General features: G+C 63.9%; 12 protein-coding genes and 2 pseudogenes. 8 read left to right on the forward strand and 6 right to left on the reverse strand.

From position 1 onward, the window contains the following. Position 1: 1 nt before the first annotated feature. The 3 genes and pseudogenes from ABD050_RS20260 to ABD050_RS20270 form a co-directional block, all read right to left on the reverse strand. Complete coding sequence (locus ABD050_RS20260; RefSeq protein ID WP_343891320.1) at positions 2-865, reverse strand: helix-turn-helix domain-containing protein; 864 nt, start codon at positions 863-865, stop codon at positions 2-4. A 101-nt stretch (positions 866-966) separates the two neighbouring features. Next, positions 967-1,678 (reverse strand): annotated as a pseudogene (locus ABD050_RS20265) (molybdopterin dinucleotide binding domain-containing protein); the annotation flags it as partial. A gap of 145 nt (positions 1,679-1,823) precedes the next feature. Next, on the reverse strand, positions 1,824-2,063 hold the full coding sequence (locus ABD050_RS20270) for a response regulator transcription factor (RefSeq protein WP_343891420.1): 240 nt from the start codon (positions 2,061-2,063) through the stop codon (positions 1,824-1,826). A gap of 405 nt (positions 2,064-2,468) precedes the next feature. Between ABD050_RS20270 and ABD050_RS20275 the strand changes: the two genes are divergently transcribed. Next, positions 2,469-3,815, forward strand: coding sequence for a GntT/GntP/DsdX family permease (locus ABD050_RS20275; protein ID WP_343891321.1), 1,347 nt, complete (start codon positions 2,469-2,471; stop codon positions 3,813-3,815). A gap of 50 nt (positions 3,816-3,865) precedes the next feature. Next, on the forward strand, positions 3,866-4,543 hold the full coding sequence (locus tag ABD050_RS20280; RefSeq protein ID WP_343891322.1) for a FadR/GntR family transcriptional regulator: 678 nt from the start codon (positions 3,866-3,868) through the stop codon (positions 4,541-4,543). 6 nt (positions 4,544-4,549) lie between these two features. On the opposite strand, the gene ABD050_RS20285 is transcribed toward ABD050_RS20280, so the two are convergent. After that, the gene (locus tag ABD050_RS20285) at positions 4,550-5,443 is read right to left on the reverse strand and encodes an alpha/beta hydrolase (RefSeq protein ID WP_343891323.1); all 894 of its coding nucleotides are present in this window, start codon (positions 5,441-5,443) and stop codon (positions 4,550-4,552) included. Continuing rightward, the gene (locus ABD050_RS20290; RefSeq protein ID WP_425542491.1) at positions 5,440-5,997 is read right to left on the reverse strand and encodes a gluconokinase; all 558 of its coding nucleotides are present in this window, start codon (positions 5,995-5,997) and stop codon (positions 5,440-5,442) included. The genes ABD050_RS20285 and ABD050_RS20290 overlap by 4 nt, the downstream gene beginning before the upstream one ends. A 333-nt stretch (positions 5,998-6,330) precedes the next feature. On the opposite strand from ABD050_RS20290, the gene ABD050_RS20295 reads away from it, so the two are divergent. Together ABD050_RS20295 and ABD050_RS20300 are read left to right on the forward strand one after the other, a co-directional pair. Further along, positions 6,331-9,360, forward strand: coding sequence for a TonB-dependent receptor plug domain-containing protein (locus ABD050_RS20295; protein ID WP_343891324.1), 3,030 nt, complete (start codon positions 6,331-6,333; stop codon positions 9,358-9,360). A gap of 109 nt (positions 9,361-9,469) precedes the next feature. Further along, a complete protein-coding gene (locus tag ABD050_RS20300; RefSeq protein WP_343891325.1) occupies positions 9,470-12,493 on the forward strand; it encodes a glycosyl hydrolase family 28-related protein in 3,024 nt (1,007 codons plus the stop codon). 77 nt (positions 12,494-12,570) lie between these two features. Here the strand turns inward: ABD050_RS20300 and ABD050_RS20305 are convergent. After that, a pseudogene (locus ABD050_RS20305) lies at positions 12,571-12,912 on the reverse strand (sugar phosphate nucleotidyltransferase); the annotation flags it as partial. Positions 12,913-13,706: 794 nt separating this feature from the next. On the opposite strand from ABD050_RS20305, the gene ABD050_RS20310 reads away from it, so the two are divergent. The 4 genes from ABD050_RS20310 (at position 13,707) to rfbH (ending at position 17,417) form a co-directional block, all read left to right on the forward strand. Beyond that, entirely contained in the window at positions 13,707-13,835 is a 129-nt protein-coding gene (locus tag ABD050_RS20310; RefSeq protein ID WP_343891326.1) for a hypothetical protein, read from the forward strand. Between the two features lie 389 nt (positions 13,836-14,224). Beyond that, positions 14,225-14,983: a glucose-1-phosphate cytidylyltransferase gene (gene rfbF, locus ABD050_RS20315; RefSeq protein ID WP_425542496.1), complete on the forward strand. Its 759-nt coding sequence runs from the start codon at positions 14,225-14,227 to the stop codon at positions 14,981-14,983. Continuing rightward, positions 14,968-16,062, forward strand: a complete 1,095-nt coding sequence (gene rfbG / locus ABD050_RS20320; protein ID WP_343891327.1) for a CDP-glucose 4,6-dehydratase — start codon at positions 14,968-14,970, stop codon at positions 16,060-16,062. The genes rfbF and rfbG overlap by 16 nt, the downstream gene beginning before the upstream one ends. Continuing rightward, the gene (rfbH, locus tag ABD050_RS20325) at positions 16,053-17,417 is read left to right on the forward strand and encodes a lipopolysaccharide biosynthesis protein RfbH (RefSeq protein WP_343891328.1); all 1,365 of its coding nucleotides are present in this window, start codon (positions 16,053-16,055) and stop codon (positions 17,415-17,417) included. Before rfbG ends, rfbH begins: the two co-directional genes overlap by 10 nt. Positions 17,418-17,498: the final 81 nt, after the last annotated feature.

Below are 17,498 nucleotides of genomic sequence, written 5' to 3' on the forward strand. Positions count from 1 at the left end.
TTTACCGGCTCGATGCGAGACGCGCGCGGAATTGGCGAGGGGATTCGCCCGTCGCCCGCGCAAAGGCCGAGGAGAAATTGGCGGGCGCGTTGAAGCCGAGCCGGTGAGCGATCTGCTTCACCGGCAGGTCGCTCGCCAGCAGTCGCTTCGCCCGATCGACGCGGGCGCGAACGATGTCGTCGCCGATCGAGCGCCCGCGGGTGGCGCGATAGCCACGGGTGAGCTGGCGAATCGACAGGTCGCACAGCGCGGCGAGCTCGACCAGGCTGGGCATGGTGGCTGAATCGGCGAGACGCTCGTCGATCCGCCGCAAACGCCAGGCGGCGAGGCCGCCTTTGCAGGCCGGCCCTTCGGCGTTGCAATGGCGGGCGAGATCGACTGCCGCCTGCATCGAAAGCAACTCGCACAGGCTTTCGCTCGCAAAGCCAGGACTGCGGATTTCATCGTGCAGGCGGTGCAGCGATGCCTTGAGGACCGGGCTGGCAATGTCGAGATGCCGCTCGAGATTGCGGCTGGTCCAGTGCGGCGCGCTTTCCATCCAGCCGCTCAGCGAGTCGGGTTCGAACTCGCAGACGACCGAAAGCTGGTCGCCGCACGTGCCTATCGCGCGGAGCGGCTCGCCGGGCGGGATCAGGAACATCTCCCCGATCGGCTCGAAGCGATGCGGTCCCCAATGCCCGGAAAAGCAGGCGCGCCCGCCCTTGGGCCGCGGCAGCAGGGCGAGTTCGAGCCGGTATCCCGGCGGCGTGCCCGTAACGTCAACCGGCTGGTCGGTCCGGTAGCGGATCATGCGGATGCGCGCCGCGGGGAGGTTCAGATCAGCCTCGATCCGCGCGAAACCCGCCTCTTCCGATGCGCGTGCCATGTCTCGTCTCTCCAACCGGCCCAGCCTATCCCGGCTTTGCAGTCGAAGTCGACTCAGTACCCGCGAGCACGCCGTTGCCGACGCGCTTGAGCGCCGCCTTGTCAGGCGGCAATCCTGACGGGGACGGATTTGGCCGCCGGCACATGGCTCGTCTCGGCATGGTGCTCGACCGGCATCAGGACATTGCACTCGGGATAATAGGCGCCGATGCACCCCCGGGGAATGTCATAGGGGGGTGACGATCAGGCCTTCGCGGCGGCGCCGCTTGCCGTCCCCGGCGTCACTCTCCAGCGCGACGACCTGGCCCTCGCTGAGCCCGGCATCGGCAATGTCCGCTGCATGCATGAACAGCACGTCACGCGTGCCTTTCACGCCGCGAAAGCGATCGTGATAGCCATATATTGTCGTGTTGAACTGATCGTTGGAGCGCAGCGTCATCAGCCGGTAACGCCCGCCGGCGTCGGCAAAGCCGGTCGCGGACAGGCCGGTTGGGGGCAGGAACTCAGCCTTGCGGCTCGGCGTCTGCCAGATCCGCTCGGCGGCCTTGTTGCCCTTCCAGAACCCGCCGGGCGTGAACAGCCGCTTGTTGAAATCCTTGAACACCAGCGGATAGGTTTCCTCGATCGCATCGCGGATCGTCGCATAATCGGCGACCCATGCATCCCAGTCCACCTTCGGGTTCCGGGGGAGGATCTGCTTTGCGATCCCGGCGACGATCGCCGGTTCCGACAGCAGATAGTCGCTCGCCGGTTTAGCCTTGCCCCGCGATCCGTGGATGCAGCTTGTCGAATCCTCGACCGACACGACTTGCGGCGATGGCGATAGCGACGGTCGCCGGAAAGACTCGGATATTGTTACAGATTTCGCGAAGGGGAGGCAGGTCGCGACCAGATCCGGATAGCCGTTCGCTCGTCCGCCGCCCGGGGCGCAATGCGGTCGTGGCCTCTTCCCGCTGTCCTCAGCGGGCGGCGGCTTCCCGCCGCGCGCCCATGCTCTCGGCGATGATCGCGACCTGCGTGCGGTTGCGGACATTGAGCTTGCGCATGAGGATCGTCATGTGTGCCTTCACCGTCGCTTCGGCGATACCGAGATCGAAGGCGATCTGCTTGTTGAGGCGGCCCGAATGCACGCCTTCCAGCACTTTGCGCTGGGTCGGGGTCAGATGCACGCGATCGTCCTGGACATCGCGCTCCCGCATCGCCGTGTGCGATACCGCATCATTTGCTTGAGTAGCTATCACTCCACTCTCCCTTTGCTGCGCGCTCGAACCAACGCACTTGCCGGGGCCTTGTCGGTTTGAACCGATCTCCCGGCGCTGAGCCGAATCAGCCCGCCCCGGGAGCATAACGGAACTTGTTGGACAGCTTCAAGGGTCAAAAAGGGTGAATACCCCAGTTTATTTGTCATTTTTGCAGTTTTTGGTGGTGATCGCCGAAATGCTGTCATACTGATTATTCCTGAGAATGATGCCGTGCGCCAGAGGCTGGCGGACCGGCGGCACGTGGGGGAGAGGTGGATTGAACATCGCGCGGCAACGGGCAGGTTGGTACGATGCGCCACGCCGGCAGGGCGCCCACAGCCTTGCCGGAAGGGAGAACCGCCGATGATCGGCGCCGACGCGCGCCTCATCGGCGCCGCCATTACCGGCATCGTCCTGTCAGTGGTGCTCGTGGTGCGCGGCCGCTTCCACCCGTTCGTCGGGCTGTTGTGCGGTGCGTTCGCCGTCGGGCTGCTGGCCGGCATGCCGCTCGCCGATACCGCGAAAGCCGTTCAGAAGGGTGTTGGCGACATTCTCGGGGGAACCGGGCTGGTCGTCGCACTCGGCCTTGCCCTGGGCGCGATGCTGCAATTGTCGGATGGCGCCGGCGGGCTCGCGCGCGCGGCCCTCAGGTTATCCGGCCCGGCGGGCGCGCCGGTGGCGGCCCTGGTCGCCGGCCTCGTGATCGGCTTGCCGCTGTTCTTCGAGACTGGCCTCGTGCTGTTGCTGCCGATCGTGGCGACCGCGGCCGCCGCGCTGCCCCAGCGCGGCAAGGGGGACGAGGCCAAGCTCTCGCTGATGCTGTCCGCCATCGCCGGTCTCGCCGTGGTTCATGCGCTCGTGCCGCCGCATCCAGGGCCGCTGCTCGCGGTCGACGCGCTGCACGCCAATATGGCGCGCACGATCGGCTATGGCCTGCTCGTCGGTATCCCGACCGCCATCATCGCAGGACCGCTCCTCTCGAAAATCACGGCGCGCGGCGTGCGCATCGCGCCGCCGGTGCTGGCCGCGGTGCGCCTGAACGTCCCCGATCCGGGGGTCGGTCGGGCCCTGCTCGTCATCCTGATGCCGGTGGTGCTGATCGCCGCCGGCCAGATCCAGCCGCTGTTGCCGCACGCAATGGCGCCGAACCTTGCGTGGCTCGGCTTTGCGAGCAACCCGGTGGTCGCCCTGCTGATTGCCTGCCTGGCTGCGCTCCCGCTGCTGTTCGGGCGACAATTGTTCGCGCCCACCGTGCAGGATGCGATCTGGACCGAGACCATGGTGCCTGCGGGCACCATCCTGCTGGCGATCGGCGCCGGCGGCGCGCTCAAGCAGGTGCTGGTCGGCGCCGGCATTTCGGACCTTCTGGCGCGCCTCGCGAGCGGCGGCATGCTGTCGCCGATCGTGGTGGCATGGCTCGTTGCCGCCGCGATCAGGCTCTCGATCGGCTCGGCCACGGTCGCGACGATCACCACCGCGGGCATCATGCCGGCGCTGGTGGTCAGTTCGGGTGCGTCGCCGGAATGGACGGTGCTGGCGATCGGCGCGGGATCGGTATTCTTCTCGCACGTCAACGATCCCGGCTTCTGGCTGGTAAAAAGCTATCTCGGGACCGATACTCCCGGAACCTTCCGGACCTGGTCGGTGCTGGAAACCGTCGTTTCGGTGGTCGGCCTTGCCTTCATCCTGATCGCCAGCCAGTTTTTCTGAGGCGCTTGAACGATGATGGTACGATCCGGATTGAAGGACGGGGGCAGGATATGACCGAGCCGCGACTGGCCGACAAAGCCTATTCGGGCATCGTCGAGATCATCAAGACCGACGGTCTCGAGATCGGCGACCGGCTGCCCGCCGAATCGCGGCTGGCCGAGATGTTCGGGATTTCGCGCACCATCGTGCGCGAAGCACTCGCACGGCTCGCGTCGGACGGCTTCATCGAGGCGCGGCGCGGGGCCGGGTCGTTCGTCAAGAGCCGGCCCTCGGATCGGCTGATGACCTTCATGCCGATGGCTGAATTGTCGGCGACGCTCGGCAGCTATGAGGTCCGTTTCGTGCTCGAGGCCGAGGCCGCGCGGCTCGCCGCGGCGCGGCGTTCGGTCGAGGACATGGCCAGTATCCAGGCGGCGCTCGATCAGCTCCGGACGGCACTCCTGTCCAGCGCGCCGGCCGATGCCGAGGACATGGAATTGCATCGCCGCATTGCCGCGGCGACTGCCAATCCCGCCTTCGGCCTGGCGTTCGAGGCGCTGTTCGGGGAAGTGGAGCGGATCATGCGCGCCGGCGTGGATATTTCACGCTCCCGTCCCCCCGAGGTGATCGGCGCGATGATGCGCGAGCATGAGATGATCGTTGAAGCGATCCGCGCGCAGGATTGCGACGCGGCGGCGCTGGCGATGCGATGGCATCTTTCGGAGGGCCGCAAGCGGCTGATGCCCTAGCGGGGCCTAATAGTTGCCGGGGGTGGGCTTCGAACCACCGCCGGGACGAAGCCACCCGCCATCCGCAAGCCAGTCGGCGAGCCGGTCGGGCCAGTGGGCGACGCCGAGGCGCTCCGAATGCATGCCGATATTGAAACCGTGATCGGTATCGGCGAACAGGTGGAGTTCAGCGGAGACGCCCGCGGCGCGCAACTGCTGGTACAGCGCCATCGTCGGCGCCGCGCAGCACGGGTCGAGCGTTCCCGCTGCGAGAAAGGCGGGTGGCGCGGTCGCCGCGGCTCGCGCCGGGATGCCGAGCGGGCCGGGATAGATCAGGACCTGGAAATCCGGCCGCCCGCTGGCGCGATCGACTGAGTCGGCTCGTGCGGGCGCCGCGGGTGCGGGGTTGTCCGCCACCAGCGACACGAGCTCGCCGCCCGCGGAAAAACCCATCAGCCCGATGCGATTCGGATCGACGCCATAGTCGGCTGCATGCAGCCGCACCCAGCGTACGGCGCGGCGTGCGTCGGCCGCCGCATCCCGCTCGATGTCGTAAGGCGAGCCCGGCTCGCGGGCGAGGCGGTATTTAAGCACGAAGGCTGTGACGCCGAAGCGATTGAGCGCGCGCGCCGGCATCATGCCCTCGTTCACCCAGACGAGCATCCGGTGGCCGCCGCCGGGGATCACGATGATGCCGACGCCGTTGGCGTGGGCCGGGTCGGCACGAAACACCGTGAGCGACGGCGCGTGGACATTGTGGATGTAGGTGTTGTCGACGACCTCGGGCTCACCGCGATGCGCCTCGCTGCCGGGAGCCCCCTGCGGCCAGAGCTCAATCGTCGGCGCGGCGGGCGGAGCCGATGCGCCGCCGGTCACGGCGAGGGCAAGCGCAGCTGCGACGCGCAGCCATCCGTGAATCATGATTGCCTCCGTTGCTGCCGGGCCGTGCTGATCGGGTGTGCAAGCCAGCCGAGCACCTCGCGCACCAGAAACTCGGGCGGCACCTGGGTGCGGAGCGTCAGCGCCGCCTCGTCGGGCGCCGGACGTTCCAGCGTGGCGAACTGGCTCGCCAACAGGCTGGGAGGCATATAATGGCCGAGCCGCTGGGCTAGGCGGCGGCGCAGCTCATCGGGATCATCGTCTAGAAACACGAAGCGGGTCTCGGCTGGGACTGAATCGACGATGCGGTCGCGATAGGAGCGTTTCAACGCCGAGCACGCCGCGACCGCGACACCGTGAGCCCCGACCTCGGCAGCCAGTGCAGCACCGATGCGATCGAGCCACGGCCAGCGTTCGACATCAGTCAGCGGCTGACCGGCGCTCATCATGGCGATGGACGCCGGCGCGTGGAACGAATCGCCCTCGATGAAAGCGCATCCGAGGCGTGCCGCGAGGAGCGCGCCGAGCGTCGACTTGCCGCTGCCGCTCACCCCCATGACGACGATCGCCGTCGGGTGGATTTCGTTGCGACTCACTGCCGATTGCACACGACTTCCCCGACTCTCTTGCCAGATTCCCTGGGCGGTCGCCGCCGGATGCGGGGCGATGCGGCTGCAGCGTATCTGCTGCTCTGCCCGCCGGGGGAACTACGACCTTGGTCGCGGATGATCCCGCCGGGTTTCGGTTTTAAGCCATAGCCAATGACTGGCGACGCCTGCGGGTGAGACGGCCGGAGCGAGAAAGAAGGTGGGGACATGACATCGGACGTGCTGGCGAGGGCGACGGATTTTCAGGGAATGATTCGCGCCGCCCGACATGCTCGCTCCACGCGACTCAATGAAAATACGCATAAAACAGGAGGGGATCAGATGACCGGAATTCAGGGTTCTTCGCGCCGGACGTGGCTATTGGCCTCAGTGGGAGCGGCGCTTGCCGTCGGCATTGCGCTCCCGGCACAGGCTCAGCAGCTGGCGGCGAATGCCGATGCTCCGGCCGCTGCCCAGCAGGTGAGCGATCCCGCCGCCTCGGTTGACCAGGCCGATGCGGCGAAAGCCGCGCAGACCGACGACATCGTCGTCACCGGCTCACGCATCGTCTCGAGCGGCTTCAAGGCGCCCACGCCAACGCAGATGCTCAGCGCCGCCGACCTCACCAGGAACGCGGAGCCCAACGTCTTCACGACGATCGCCCAGCTGCCTTCGCTGCAGGGTTCGACCGGCACCTCGGTGAACGTCAACAGCACGTCGAGCGGCCTGCAGGGCCTGTCGTCCTTCTCGCTCCGCGGCCTCGGCCCGATCCGCACGCTGACATTGCTCGACGGCCAGCGCGTGGTGGGCGCGAACGTGACCGGCGTGCCGGACATCAGCCTGTTCCCGCAGCTCCTGATCAAGCGAGTCGATGTGGTGACCGGTGGTGCCTCGGCCTCCTATGGTTCGGACGCAGTGGGCGGCGTGGTCAACTTCGTCACCGACAAAAGGTTCGAGGGCTTCAAGGCCAATGTCGCCGGCGGCATCACCACCTATGGCGATGACAAGCAATATCTCATCCAGGCGGCTGCGGGTCACAATTTCGGCCGGTTCCACGTCGAGGTGAGCGGCGAATACGATCATGAGGACGGCATCCCCTCGCCGCGCTTCGGCGAGGCCGGCGCCAATGGCCGCGACTGGTATCGTACCACGACCTTCATCAACCGCGGCGTCACCAATGACGGCTCGCCGCAATATCTCGTGCGCGATCACGCCCAGGCCTATCAATATACGAAGTACGGCCTGATCACTGCCGGCCCGCTCCAGGGCACTGCCTTCGATGTGAACGGCAATCCGTTCACCTTCCAATATGGCGGCGGCACCCCGGCCAAGAACGCGGCCGGCACGGTGAACGGTTGCTATTCGGCAGGCGCTTTCTGCCTGGGCGGCGATCTGTCGGGCAATGTCGGCAACGGCACCACCCCGCAATCGGCGCTGAAGCGCTGGGACGGCTATAGCCGGATCGGCTACGACATCGACGACAACAATGAAATCTACGCGTCCGTCAACATCGCGCGCGTCGACACGAGCAACACGCCGAACCCGGGCGCCAACAAGACCGGCCTCACCATCCAGTGCTCGAACCCGTTCGTGCCCGCGTCGATCCAGGCGCAGTGCGTGACCGCAGGCATCACCAGCTTCCAGTTCGGCACCTCCAACGGCGAACTGCCCAGGGACATCACCGTCTATCCGACCCGCAGCCAATATCGTTTCGTCCTCGGCGCAGCCGGCAAGGTGAGCGCTCTCGGCAGCGATTGGAGATACGATCTCTATGGCGAGCACGGTGAGAACATCACAGACATCCATGTCGAGAATATCACGCTCAACTCGCGTTATGCCGCGGCGGTCCAGGCGATCACGGTGGGCGGGCAGATCGTCTGCGCCGATCCGGTCGCGCGGGCCAATGGCTGCGTGCCGCTCAACATCTTCGGCGGCGCGACCCCAAGCGCTGCGACGCTGGCGTATATCTCGCCGGCCAACGGCCCCTTCCAACACACCCGCCAGACTCAGGATGTGGTGAGCGTCGCCTTCAGCGGCGAGCCCGTCACGCTTCCGGCCGGCCCGCTCGCGGTGGCGTTCGGCGGTGAGTACCGCAATGAATTCTACCATGTCACCGCTGACCCTTATGGCAACGGGGTGACCGCCGAGACCCCGAACAGCGCCGCCTATCCGGCCGACCCGGTGCTCAACTCCGGGGGTGCGAACTGGTATGCGGGCAATTACCACGCAGGCCGCGGCAGCTATAACGTGTACGAGGGCTTTCTCGAGCTCAACGTGCCGCTGTTCAAGTCGACCGAGGCTGGGCGCGCGAACCTTAACGTCGCCGGTCGTGCGACTCATTATTCGACCTCGGGCACCGTCTACACGTGGAAGATCGGCGGCACCTGGGATACGCCGTTCGATGGTATCCGCTTCCGCGCCGTTACCTCGCGGGATGTGCGGGCTCCCAACCTTTCCGAGCTGTTCGCGGCGCCGACGACGACGACCTTGCCAAGCTTCACCAATCCCGACCCGAACCGTCCGGCGGGCTCTCCGGCAACCTTGCTCGTCTTCCAGAACACGATCGGCAACACAGCGCTGAAGCCGGAGGTCGCCCACAATACCGAGGTGGGCGTCGTCCTGTCGGGCGCGTCCTGGCTGCCGGGGTTCTCGGCCTCGGTCGATTACTACCATATCAAGGTTGACGGGGTGATCTCCACGCTCGGCGCGCAGCAGGAGGTCAATCTATGCTACGCCGGCGTCACCACGTTGTGCGGCGCATTCAACCTCTACACGCCCGCCGGAACGACGCCCTATGTGAACGTCCAGGCGTTCAATCTCGCCTCGATCAAGACGGACGGCTTCGACATCGAGATGGGCTATCGGCAGCGCATGCTTGGGGGCACCCTGTCGCTCCGTGCACTGGCGACTCATGTCAGCCACTTCATCACTGATCCGGGTATCCCCGGCACGATCGCGGTGGATACCGCGGGCGCGAACTCGGGCAACACGCCGCACTGGAAGCTGCTGGGTACCGAGAGTTTCGAAACCGACAAATTCACCTTCAACCTGCAGCAGCGCTGGTTCAGCGACGGCGTCTACGCGAACACCTATGTCGTCTGCAGCGCCGGCACCTGTCCGACGGGCCGCAGCGCGACCGACAATGCCAATTATCCGACGATCGACAACAACACGATGAAGGGCGCCTTCTATCTCGATGTTGGCGGCTCGTACAAACTGACGCCCAAATTCACCGCCTATTTCAAGATCGACAATGTGTTCGACAAGGCGCCTGAGCCGTCACCGCAGACCAACACCGGCGTCGACGTCAACGCAGCGCTTTACGATCTGCTGGGCCGCTTCTTTCGGGTCGGCGTCCGCTACAATTTCTGACACCATAACAGTGTCATCACGAGCCTCCCTTGCGTCCCGGCCTTGCGTGCCGGGACGCTTTTTGTTTTTGCGCCCGGGCGCGCCGGACCGCCCGCAGGAGCTGTAACCCATGACCAATCGCCTGCTCCTCCTCGCTGCCCTGGCCACCGTCGCCAGCCCGGTCTGGGCTGCGCCGTCCCGCTCGGCCTATGAGACCGCACCCAACGACCCGCGCGCAGTGAGCGTCGCGGGCGTGCGCGACGGGCGGGCCGACGACAGCGCCGCGCTGCAGGGCGCCATCGACACTGCAGCGGCCAAGGGCGGTGGCGGTATCGTGTTCGTGCCGTCGGGCCGGTATCGCATCAGCCGCACGATCTACCTCTGGCCCGGCGTTCGGGTGTTCGGCGTCGGGCCGACGCGGCCGGTGATCATGCTCGGGGACGCCACGCCAGGCTTTCAGCGCGGCATCGCCAATATGGTCATCTTCGCTGGTGCGAAGCGGGGCGAGATTCCGCGCGTCCCGTTTCCACCCCCCGGCAGTGTTCCTTTCGACGCCACGATCGCCGACGCCAATCCGGGCACCTTCTACTCGGCGCTGAGCAATGTGGATTTCGTCATCGGCAAGGGCAATCCGGCCGCCGCCGCGATCCGCTTCCACGCCGCCCAGCATGCTTATCTCAGCCATATCGATTTCGCGCTGGGTTCAGGCCTGGCGGGGATCTATCAGGTCGCGAATTTTGCCAGCGATCTTCATTTCCATGGCGGCCGGTATGGCATCCTCACCGAAAACCCGTCGCCGGCGTGGCAGTTCACGCTGGTCGATTCTACCTTTGACGGGCAACGCGACGCAGCGATCCGCGAGCATCAGGCCGGCCTGACTCTCGTCAACGTGGCGATGCGGAACGTGCCGGTCGGGATCGACGTGGATCCGGGCTATGGGGACTGGCTATGGGGCAAGGATGTCCGGTTCGACCATGTCGCCCATGCCGCCATCGTCATTTCGAACGAAGCCAGCGCCTATACGCAGATCGGTTTCGAGAACGCCCTGGCCAATGCTACCCCCGTCTTCGCGCGCTTCCGCGATAGCGGGAAGACAGTGGCGGGCAAGACTGCTGCGTACCGCGTGACGGCATTCAACCACGGCCTGGCCCTGCCGGCACCGGGCGAGATGGGCAGCATCGCGACAGTGATGAAGGCCGAAGCCCTGCGGTCGCTGCCGCCCGCATCGCCCGCGCTGCCGCCCTTGCCGGGCTCGGCATTGTGGGTCGATGTCCGCACGCTCGGCGTGAAAGGGGACGGCGTCACCGACGACACGGCCACGATCCAGAGCGCGATCGATCGGCAGCGTATCCTGTATTTCCCGGCCGGACGCTATGTCGTGACCGATACGTTGCGGCTCAGGCCGGATTCGGTGTTGATCGGGCTCCACCCCAGCCTCACCCAGATCACGCTGCCCGATCGCACCCCCGCTTTTCAGGGAGTCGGCGCGGCCAAGGCGGTGATCCGGTCAGCGGACGGCGGTGCCGCGATCGTATCAGGACTGGGAATTGCCACCGGCGGGATCAATCCCCGCGCTACCGGGCTGCTGTGGACCGCCGGCGCCGGATCGTTCGTCGAGGACGTCAAATTTCAGGGCGGTCACGGCACTGACCTGCCCGACGGGACCCGCTTCGATCCGTACAACGCGACTCATTCCGGGGATCCGGATCCCGCCAAACGCTGGGATGCGCAATATCCTAGCCTGTGGGTGACGCGTGGCGGGGGCGGGACGTTCGCGAACATCTGGACGCCGAGCACCTATGCGGGCGCGGGCATGCATGTTTCCGATACCGAGACGCCGGGGCATGTCTATGAGCTGTCGAGCGAGCATCATGTCCGAACTGAAATCTCGCTGGATCGCGTCGCGAACTGGGAGTTTCTCGCGCCGCAGACCGAGGAGGAATGGGGCGAAGGGCAGGACACCGTCTCGCTCGATATCCGCAATTCGCGCAATATCCTGATCGCCAATTATCACGGCTACCGGGTCACCCGCTCGATCAAGCCAGCGGCGAGTGCCGTCAGGCTCTATAATTCAGCCGATATCCGGTTCCGCAACGTCCATGTGAATGCGGAAAGCGGCATCGGCACGTGCGACGAACAGGGATGCTTCACCTATTTGCGTGCGAGCAAATATCCGTACTCGGATGCCATCCAGGATGTCACGCATGGCATCGCGGTCCGCGAGCGCGAGTTCGCGACGCTCGACATTCCCGCCGCGCCGGCCCCGGTTGCTCCCTCGGTCTATCCGGCGGGGGCGACGGTTGAAAAGCTTGCCGATGGATTCCACTCGATCTCGGGCGCTGCCGCCGCTGCTGACGGGACGCTCTATTTCGTCGATCATCGCCAGCAACGCATCTATGGCTGGTCGGCGGGGCGAAAGCTGTCGGTCGTGCAGGACAATGCGCTCGATCCGGTAAACCTCGCCGTTTCGGCCTCGGGCGACCTCATGGTGCTGTCGTCGGACGGAGGCGAAGGGACCGTGTACAGCTTCACGCCCGGTGCGCCGGACGGCGCGGTCACGGTCATTCCACCGAGCGACGCACCGGTTCCGCCCGGGGCGATGACGGTCCTGCCGGTCAACTACTGGAACAATGGCGAGTTCAAGGACCAGCTCGATCCGCTGACGTTGCGCTACACGACCCTGGCGGAGATGTTCGCGCGGGACATGGCCCTTCCCAAGACGCGCCACTATGTCTCGCCCGACGGCAGCCTGGTGATGCCCGCCTATCGCACCGTCAGGCAGGGGCCGCCCGATTTCCGGGGCTGGCGCTTCTCCGATCCGCTCGACGCGTACGGTTTCGTCACGGCGGCGTCAGGCAAGCGCGTGTTCGTCAGCAACGAGTCGGAGGATCGCACCTATAGCGGCCTGCTCGGCGCGCGGCGCGAGATCACCGATCTGCGCCCCTTTGCCGAGCGCGGCGGAGAGAGCGTCGCGGTCGGCGCCGACGGCCGCGTCTATGTCGCGAACGGGCAGGTGTTCGTTTACGGCTCGAGCGGCGAGCAGCTCGGTCGGATCGACGTACCTGAACGACCGCTGCAGCTCGTCTTCGGCGGCGCGGACAAGCGCACCTTGTTCATCCTGACGCATCACGCGCTGTACGGGGTTCGGATATAGTCTGGCGTGGTGCCGGTTGCGGCCAGATAACCGAAGTCGTCCTCATTACGTCACAGGGTCACGACGGCGCCGATCGTTCAATCCGTCATGAGCGATCGCAAATATGTTGCATAGTCACTTCGCGCGAGGCGAGCGACAGCACGCTCCAGGCCCTCGTCGTCAATGAACTTCATCCTCCACGCAATCTCCTCGGGGCAGGCAATCTTCATGCCTTGCCGGCGCTCGAGCGTGGCGACGAACTCCGCCGCTTCGAGCAGGCTATCCGGGGTACCCGTATCCAGCCAGGCGAAGCCACGCCCCATGGCTTCAACCGAAAGCTTATCGCGTTCGAGATAAATTCTGTTGATGTCGGTAATCTCGAACTCGCCGCGCGCAGAAGGCTGGAGATTAGCGGCGATTTCAATCACATCTGCATCGTAAAGGGGCCACGACAGTTCCGATCCGCTGGGTGGTCCAGAAAGGCGTCGCGCCCCGCTCGCCAAAGGGCTTATCGCAAACACTACAAGTTTGTGGTTGGAGAGCCTCCAACGGATCCGATAATCTCGGGAAGGGCAACCGTGTTTTGATGTTTCCATGGAGTGCGCGCGTGCTCATTCGCGTGTCGCGCAAGCGGGTGCAGCGAGTCACCTCGTAAGGTAGCTGACAATGAGCGCATGATCCAAACGGCCGATTCCGAACACGACAGTTCGGAACCGCTGGTGCGAGAGTGCCCGCAATCAGACGTTTTTGGGGATTCGCTCGCGGTCGGTTTCTCAGCATTCGGCGCGGGTTCGTGTCTTGATTTCGGCCGGGGCCACGCTGGGACCACGCAAAGTCGAGGCGGTCGATAACGGCGCGATATCAGCCTGTTAATTGACGACTTCGAGTCCTCTAAGCCTGAAAACAGACCTGAAATCCTCCCGCGGATGCGCCGGCACGCAGCGACGAAATGACGGGCGCAACTCGAAGCTGGTCTGGCGATGGCAAGCCCGCTCCTGGCTAAAGCCGATCTTGTCGACTTTGGCGCGGCCGGGTGCGAGGCAAGACGGGCGGCGGCGAAACCGTCGCCTACCATGCTTCCCCGCGGGGAGTCTGTTATGGCGCTCGCTCTCCCCGTTGTGCACCGCATGGTGTTCGGAGCCTTCTAGCTGTCGGTTCGTCCCAATCGCATTCAACTCGTCGCAAAAAAGCAACAGCGATCGCCCGGGATGCGCAGTAACATGTCACCGGATCGGTGACAAAAGCACTGACCGAAGCGCATGCTTCCGGTCGGAAGGGACGGCGCGGGTTTTTAACTTTGTTTCTCAGCGTCTTCTGCCATTACATCAGCGCCATCGGTACGGGTACTAAAAAAGTCACCTGATAAAACAACAGGATAAGAACGAATAGATCAGCCTATCTAACATTGACGATCGCTACCCATGGCTATGGGTGCGGTCAATTCCATTCCGCGCTAAGCCATCAGTTCAGTGCTGAACTTATTCGGCGTCAATACTAAAATGTTACTATAATGTAAGAAAGAATTACATCAAAAAATAACATCTGTTTGATGGAAAAATATTCGTATGCGATGAGAAAAAATATATCCAGAATGGCTCTTTTTCCGTATTGCGAGATGGAGTGCTATGTGGCTTGCCGCCTTTGTGGCAGTTTCGTGACAATGCGCAGCAAATCCAGTTCGTTAAGTTGACAAATGACCGAGCGGGCGACACAGGGACCCAGGAATCTGGGGGATGTTTCTTGTCGCGTGTTGTGCTGCTTGCTGGAGGGCTGGGGACTCGTCTCGGAGAGGAAACGAGTGTTCGGCCTAAGCCAATGGTTGAAGTCGGCGGTATGCCAATATTGTGGCATATCATGAAGATTTATTCATACTACGGATTCAATGATTTTATCATTTGCCTTGGATATAAGGGCTATCTGATCAAGGAATATTTCGCGAATTACTTCCTGCATACCGCCGATGTCACAATTGACCTCCAAAGGAACGAAACGGTCGTCCACCACAAGCGCAGCGAGCCGTGGCGAATCACAATGGTCGATACTGGCGCCGCCACAATGACCGGCGGTCGGTTGAAGGCTATCCGGCCTTATCTGCGCGACGATGAGCCTTTCTGCTTCACTTATGGTGATGGCGTCGCCGCGATCAACATTGCGGATCTCGTCGCATTCCACCGGTCCCATGGTCGCAGGGCAACGATGACCGCGGTAGCGCCGCCCGGCCGGTTCGGTGCGCTCGACATGACTGGTGATCTGGTCACCAGTTTCAGGGAAAAGCCTGCCGGCGACGGCGGCCTGATCAATGGCGGCTTCTTCGTGGCTGATTCATCGGTGCTCGATCTGGTCGACGGTGCCGACACGATCTGGGAGCAGGGTCCGCTCGAACATCTTGCGAAATCCGGCGACCTTATGGCCTATCGCTATGACGGCTTTTGGCAGGCGATGGATACGCTGCGTGACAAGCAGCACCTGGAGGAGCTCTGGGAACGGGGCGCGCCGTGGAAAGTCTGGTAAGGGCGGAACAGTGGCACGGTCGTCGGGTCTTCCTCACCGGGCACACCGGTTTCAAGGGAAGCTGGCTTGCGCTGTGGCTGACTCGGATGGGCGCCGACGTTACCGGTTTCTCCCTGCCGGCTCCGGCTGAGCCGAGTCTGTTCGAACAGGCGCGGGTCGGCGAACTGGTGACCCACATCGAGGGTGACGTTCGGGATTTCGCCGCTGTCGAGGCAGCGATGACGCAGGCGCGCCCTGAAATCGTGTTCCATCTCGCCGCACAGCCACTGGTGAGGTTGTCGTACGACAAGCCTGTCGAAACCTTTGCCACCAACGTGCAGGGCACCGTGCATGTCCTCGATGCCTGCCGCCGCGTGCCAGACCTGCGTGCGGTGGTTTGCGTCACAAGCGACAAATGTTATGAGAATCGCGAATGGGTTTGGCCCTATCGCGAGAGCGATCCGATGGGCGGCCATGATCCTTACAGCAGCAGCAAGGGCGCTGCCGAACTGATCATTTCGGCTTATCGCAGCAGCTTTTTCCGCGATGGACCGCTTGTAGCCTCGGTTCGCGCGGGTAATGTCATCGGCGGCGGCGATTGGTCGACCGATCGGCTGATTCCCGATATCATACGAGCCTTGCTGGCCGATCGGGCTCCGTTCATCCGCTCACCAAGTTCGGTCAGGCCCTGGCAGCATGTGCTCGAGGCGTTGGGTGGGTATCTGCTGATCGCCCAACATCTGTTGCGCGGTGACCAATGGGCAGCCGGTGCATGGAATTTCGGCCCGGCCGACGAAGACGCCCGCCCAGTTCACTGGATCGCCGATCGATTGGTTGCCGAGTGGGGCGGACGGGCGTGGGAAAGCGCCGAACTCGTCCAGCCGCATGAAGCAAAGACGCTCAGGCTGGATTGTTCGAAGGCGCGCAGCGAACTCGGCTGGCGACCAGCGATGACGCTCCACCAGGCGCTTGCCAAAGTTGTTGCATGGCATCGCGACGTCTCCGAGGGCGCTGACGCTCGCGCCGTTTGCCTGACCCAACTCAATGAATTTCGCGCGGCTGCATCGTCGGGCGACACAGGGAACCCGACATGGAACTGAAGCTCGCTGCCACATCAGTGATGGACGCGTCAGCTGACGGTGCTGAAGCGCGGATGCGCGCGCAGATTCTCGACATGGTCGGTGAATATGCCCGCCGTTTCCACGCACCCAAGCCGTTCTTGCCAGGGCAGAGCGCAGTGCCGGTATCGGGCAAGGTCTATGACGCTTCAGACATGCGGATGCTGGTCGATTCCGCGCTCGATTTCTGGCTCACCACCGGGCGCTTCAACGACGCGTTCGAAACGCGTCTGGCGGCCCGCCTTGGCGTGCGGCATGCATTGACGACCAATTCGGGTTCGTCGGCCAACCTGCTGGCACTGTCCTCGCTCACCTCGCATGCCCTGCGTGACGAGAAGCTCAACCCGGGCGACGAGGTAATAACCGTCGCGACGGGCTTCCCGACCACGGTCAATCCGGCGCTGCAATATGGTCTCGTGCCGGTTTTCGTCGATGTCGACATCCCGACTTACAACATCAGGCCCGAGATGATCGAGGCGGCGGTTACCGACCGCACGCGGGCAATCATGATCGCCCACACGCTTGGCAACCCGTTCGATCTCGGCGAGGTAATGCGCGTTGCCAGGAAATATGATCTGTGGGTCGTCGAGGATTGCTGTGACGCGCTCGGCGCGACCTATGACGGCAAGGGTGTCGGAACATTCGGCGATATCGGCACGCTGAGCTTCTACCCGGCGCACCATATCACGATGGGTGAGGGCGGGGCCGTGTTCACGGGCAAGCCCCGTCTGAAGCGCCTGATCGAATCAATGCGCGATTGGGGCCGCGATTGCTGGTGCGCCCCGGGGATGGACAATACCTGCGGCAAGCGCTTCGGGCGCAAGCTGGGTACGCTGCCACATGGCTATGATCATAAATATACCTACAGCCATTGTGGCTATAATCTGAAGATCACCGACATGCAGGCCGCCGTCGGGCTTGCGCAGATGGACCATCTCGAGGACTTCATTGCTGCGCGCCGACGCAATTTCGCCCTGTTGACGGAACAATTGCGCGCACTCGAGCATGTATTGATCCTGCCGCAGGCTACGCCGAACAGCGAGCCTTCGTGGTTTGGCTATCCCGTCACGGTGCGTGCCGACAGCGGCATTGACCGCGACGAGCTGGTCCAGTTTCTCAATCAACGCAAGATCGGTACGCGGCTGCTGTTCGGCGGCAATCTGCTGCGCCAGCCCTATATGCGACATCAAAACTATCGCGTGGTCGGCGATCTGGCCAATGCCGACTTCGTAACCACCAATACCTTCTGGGTGGGGCTCTACCCCGGTCTCGGCGAAGATCAAATCACCTACATGGTCGATACCATCGCTGGCTTCGTCGCTGCCCGCGGGCGTTGAATCGCACCCGCCTTCTCCGGCGCCCCGGTACGGGCCACGGCGTCACGAACAGGATCTGGACTTGTGGACTTATCAAAGGTC

This window comes from Sphingomonas oligophenolica (assembly GCF_039522915.1).
GTDB lineage: Bacteria > Pseudomonadota > Alphaproteobacteria > Sphingomonadales > Sphingomonadaceae > Sphingomonas > Sphingomonas oligophenolica.

Coding starts and splice junctions, on each gene's coding strand:
- ABD050_RS20260 (WP_343891320.1), bottom strand. CDS start 865: ATGGCACGCGCATCGGAAGAGGCGGGTTTCGCGCGGATCGAGGCTGAT.
- ABD050_RS20295 (WP_343891324.1), top strand. CDS start 6,331: ATGACCGGAATTCAGGGTTCTTCGCGCCGGACGTGGCTATTGGCCTCA.
- ABD050_RS20280 (WP_343891322.1), top strand. CDS start 3,866: ATGACCGAGCCGCGACTGGCCGACAAAGCCTATTCGGGCATCGTCGAG.
- ABD050_RS20285 (WP_343891323.1), bottom strand. CDS start 5,443: ATGATTCACGGATGGCTGCGCGTCGCAGCTGCGCTTGCCCTCGCCGTG.
- ABD050_RS20275 (WP_343891321.1), top strand. CDS start 2,469: ATGATCGGCGCCGACGCGCGCCTCATCGGCGCCGCCATTACCGGCATC.
- ABD050_RS20300 (WP_343891325.1), top strand. CDS start 9,470: ATGACCAATCGCCTGCTCCTCCTCGCTGCCCTGGCCACCGTCGCCAGC.
- ABD050_RS20270 (WP_343891420.1), bottom strand. CDS start 2,063: ATGCGGGAGCGCGATGTCCAGGACGATCGCGTGCATCTGACCCCGACC.
- rfbH (WP_343891328.1), top strand. CDS start 16,053: ATGGAACTGAAGCTCGCTGCCACATCAGTGATGGACGCGTCAGCTGAC.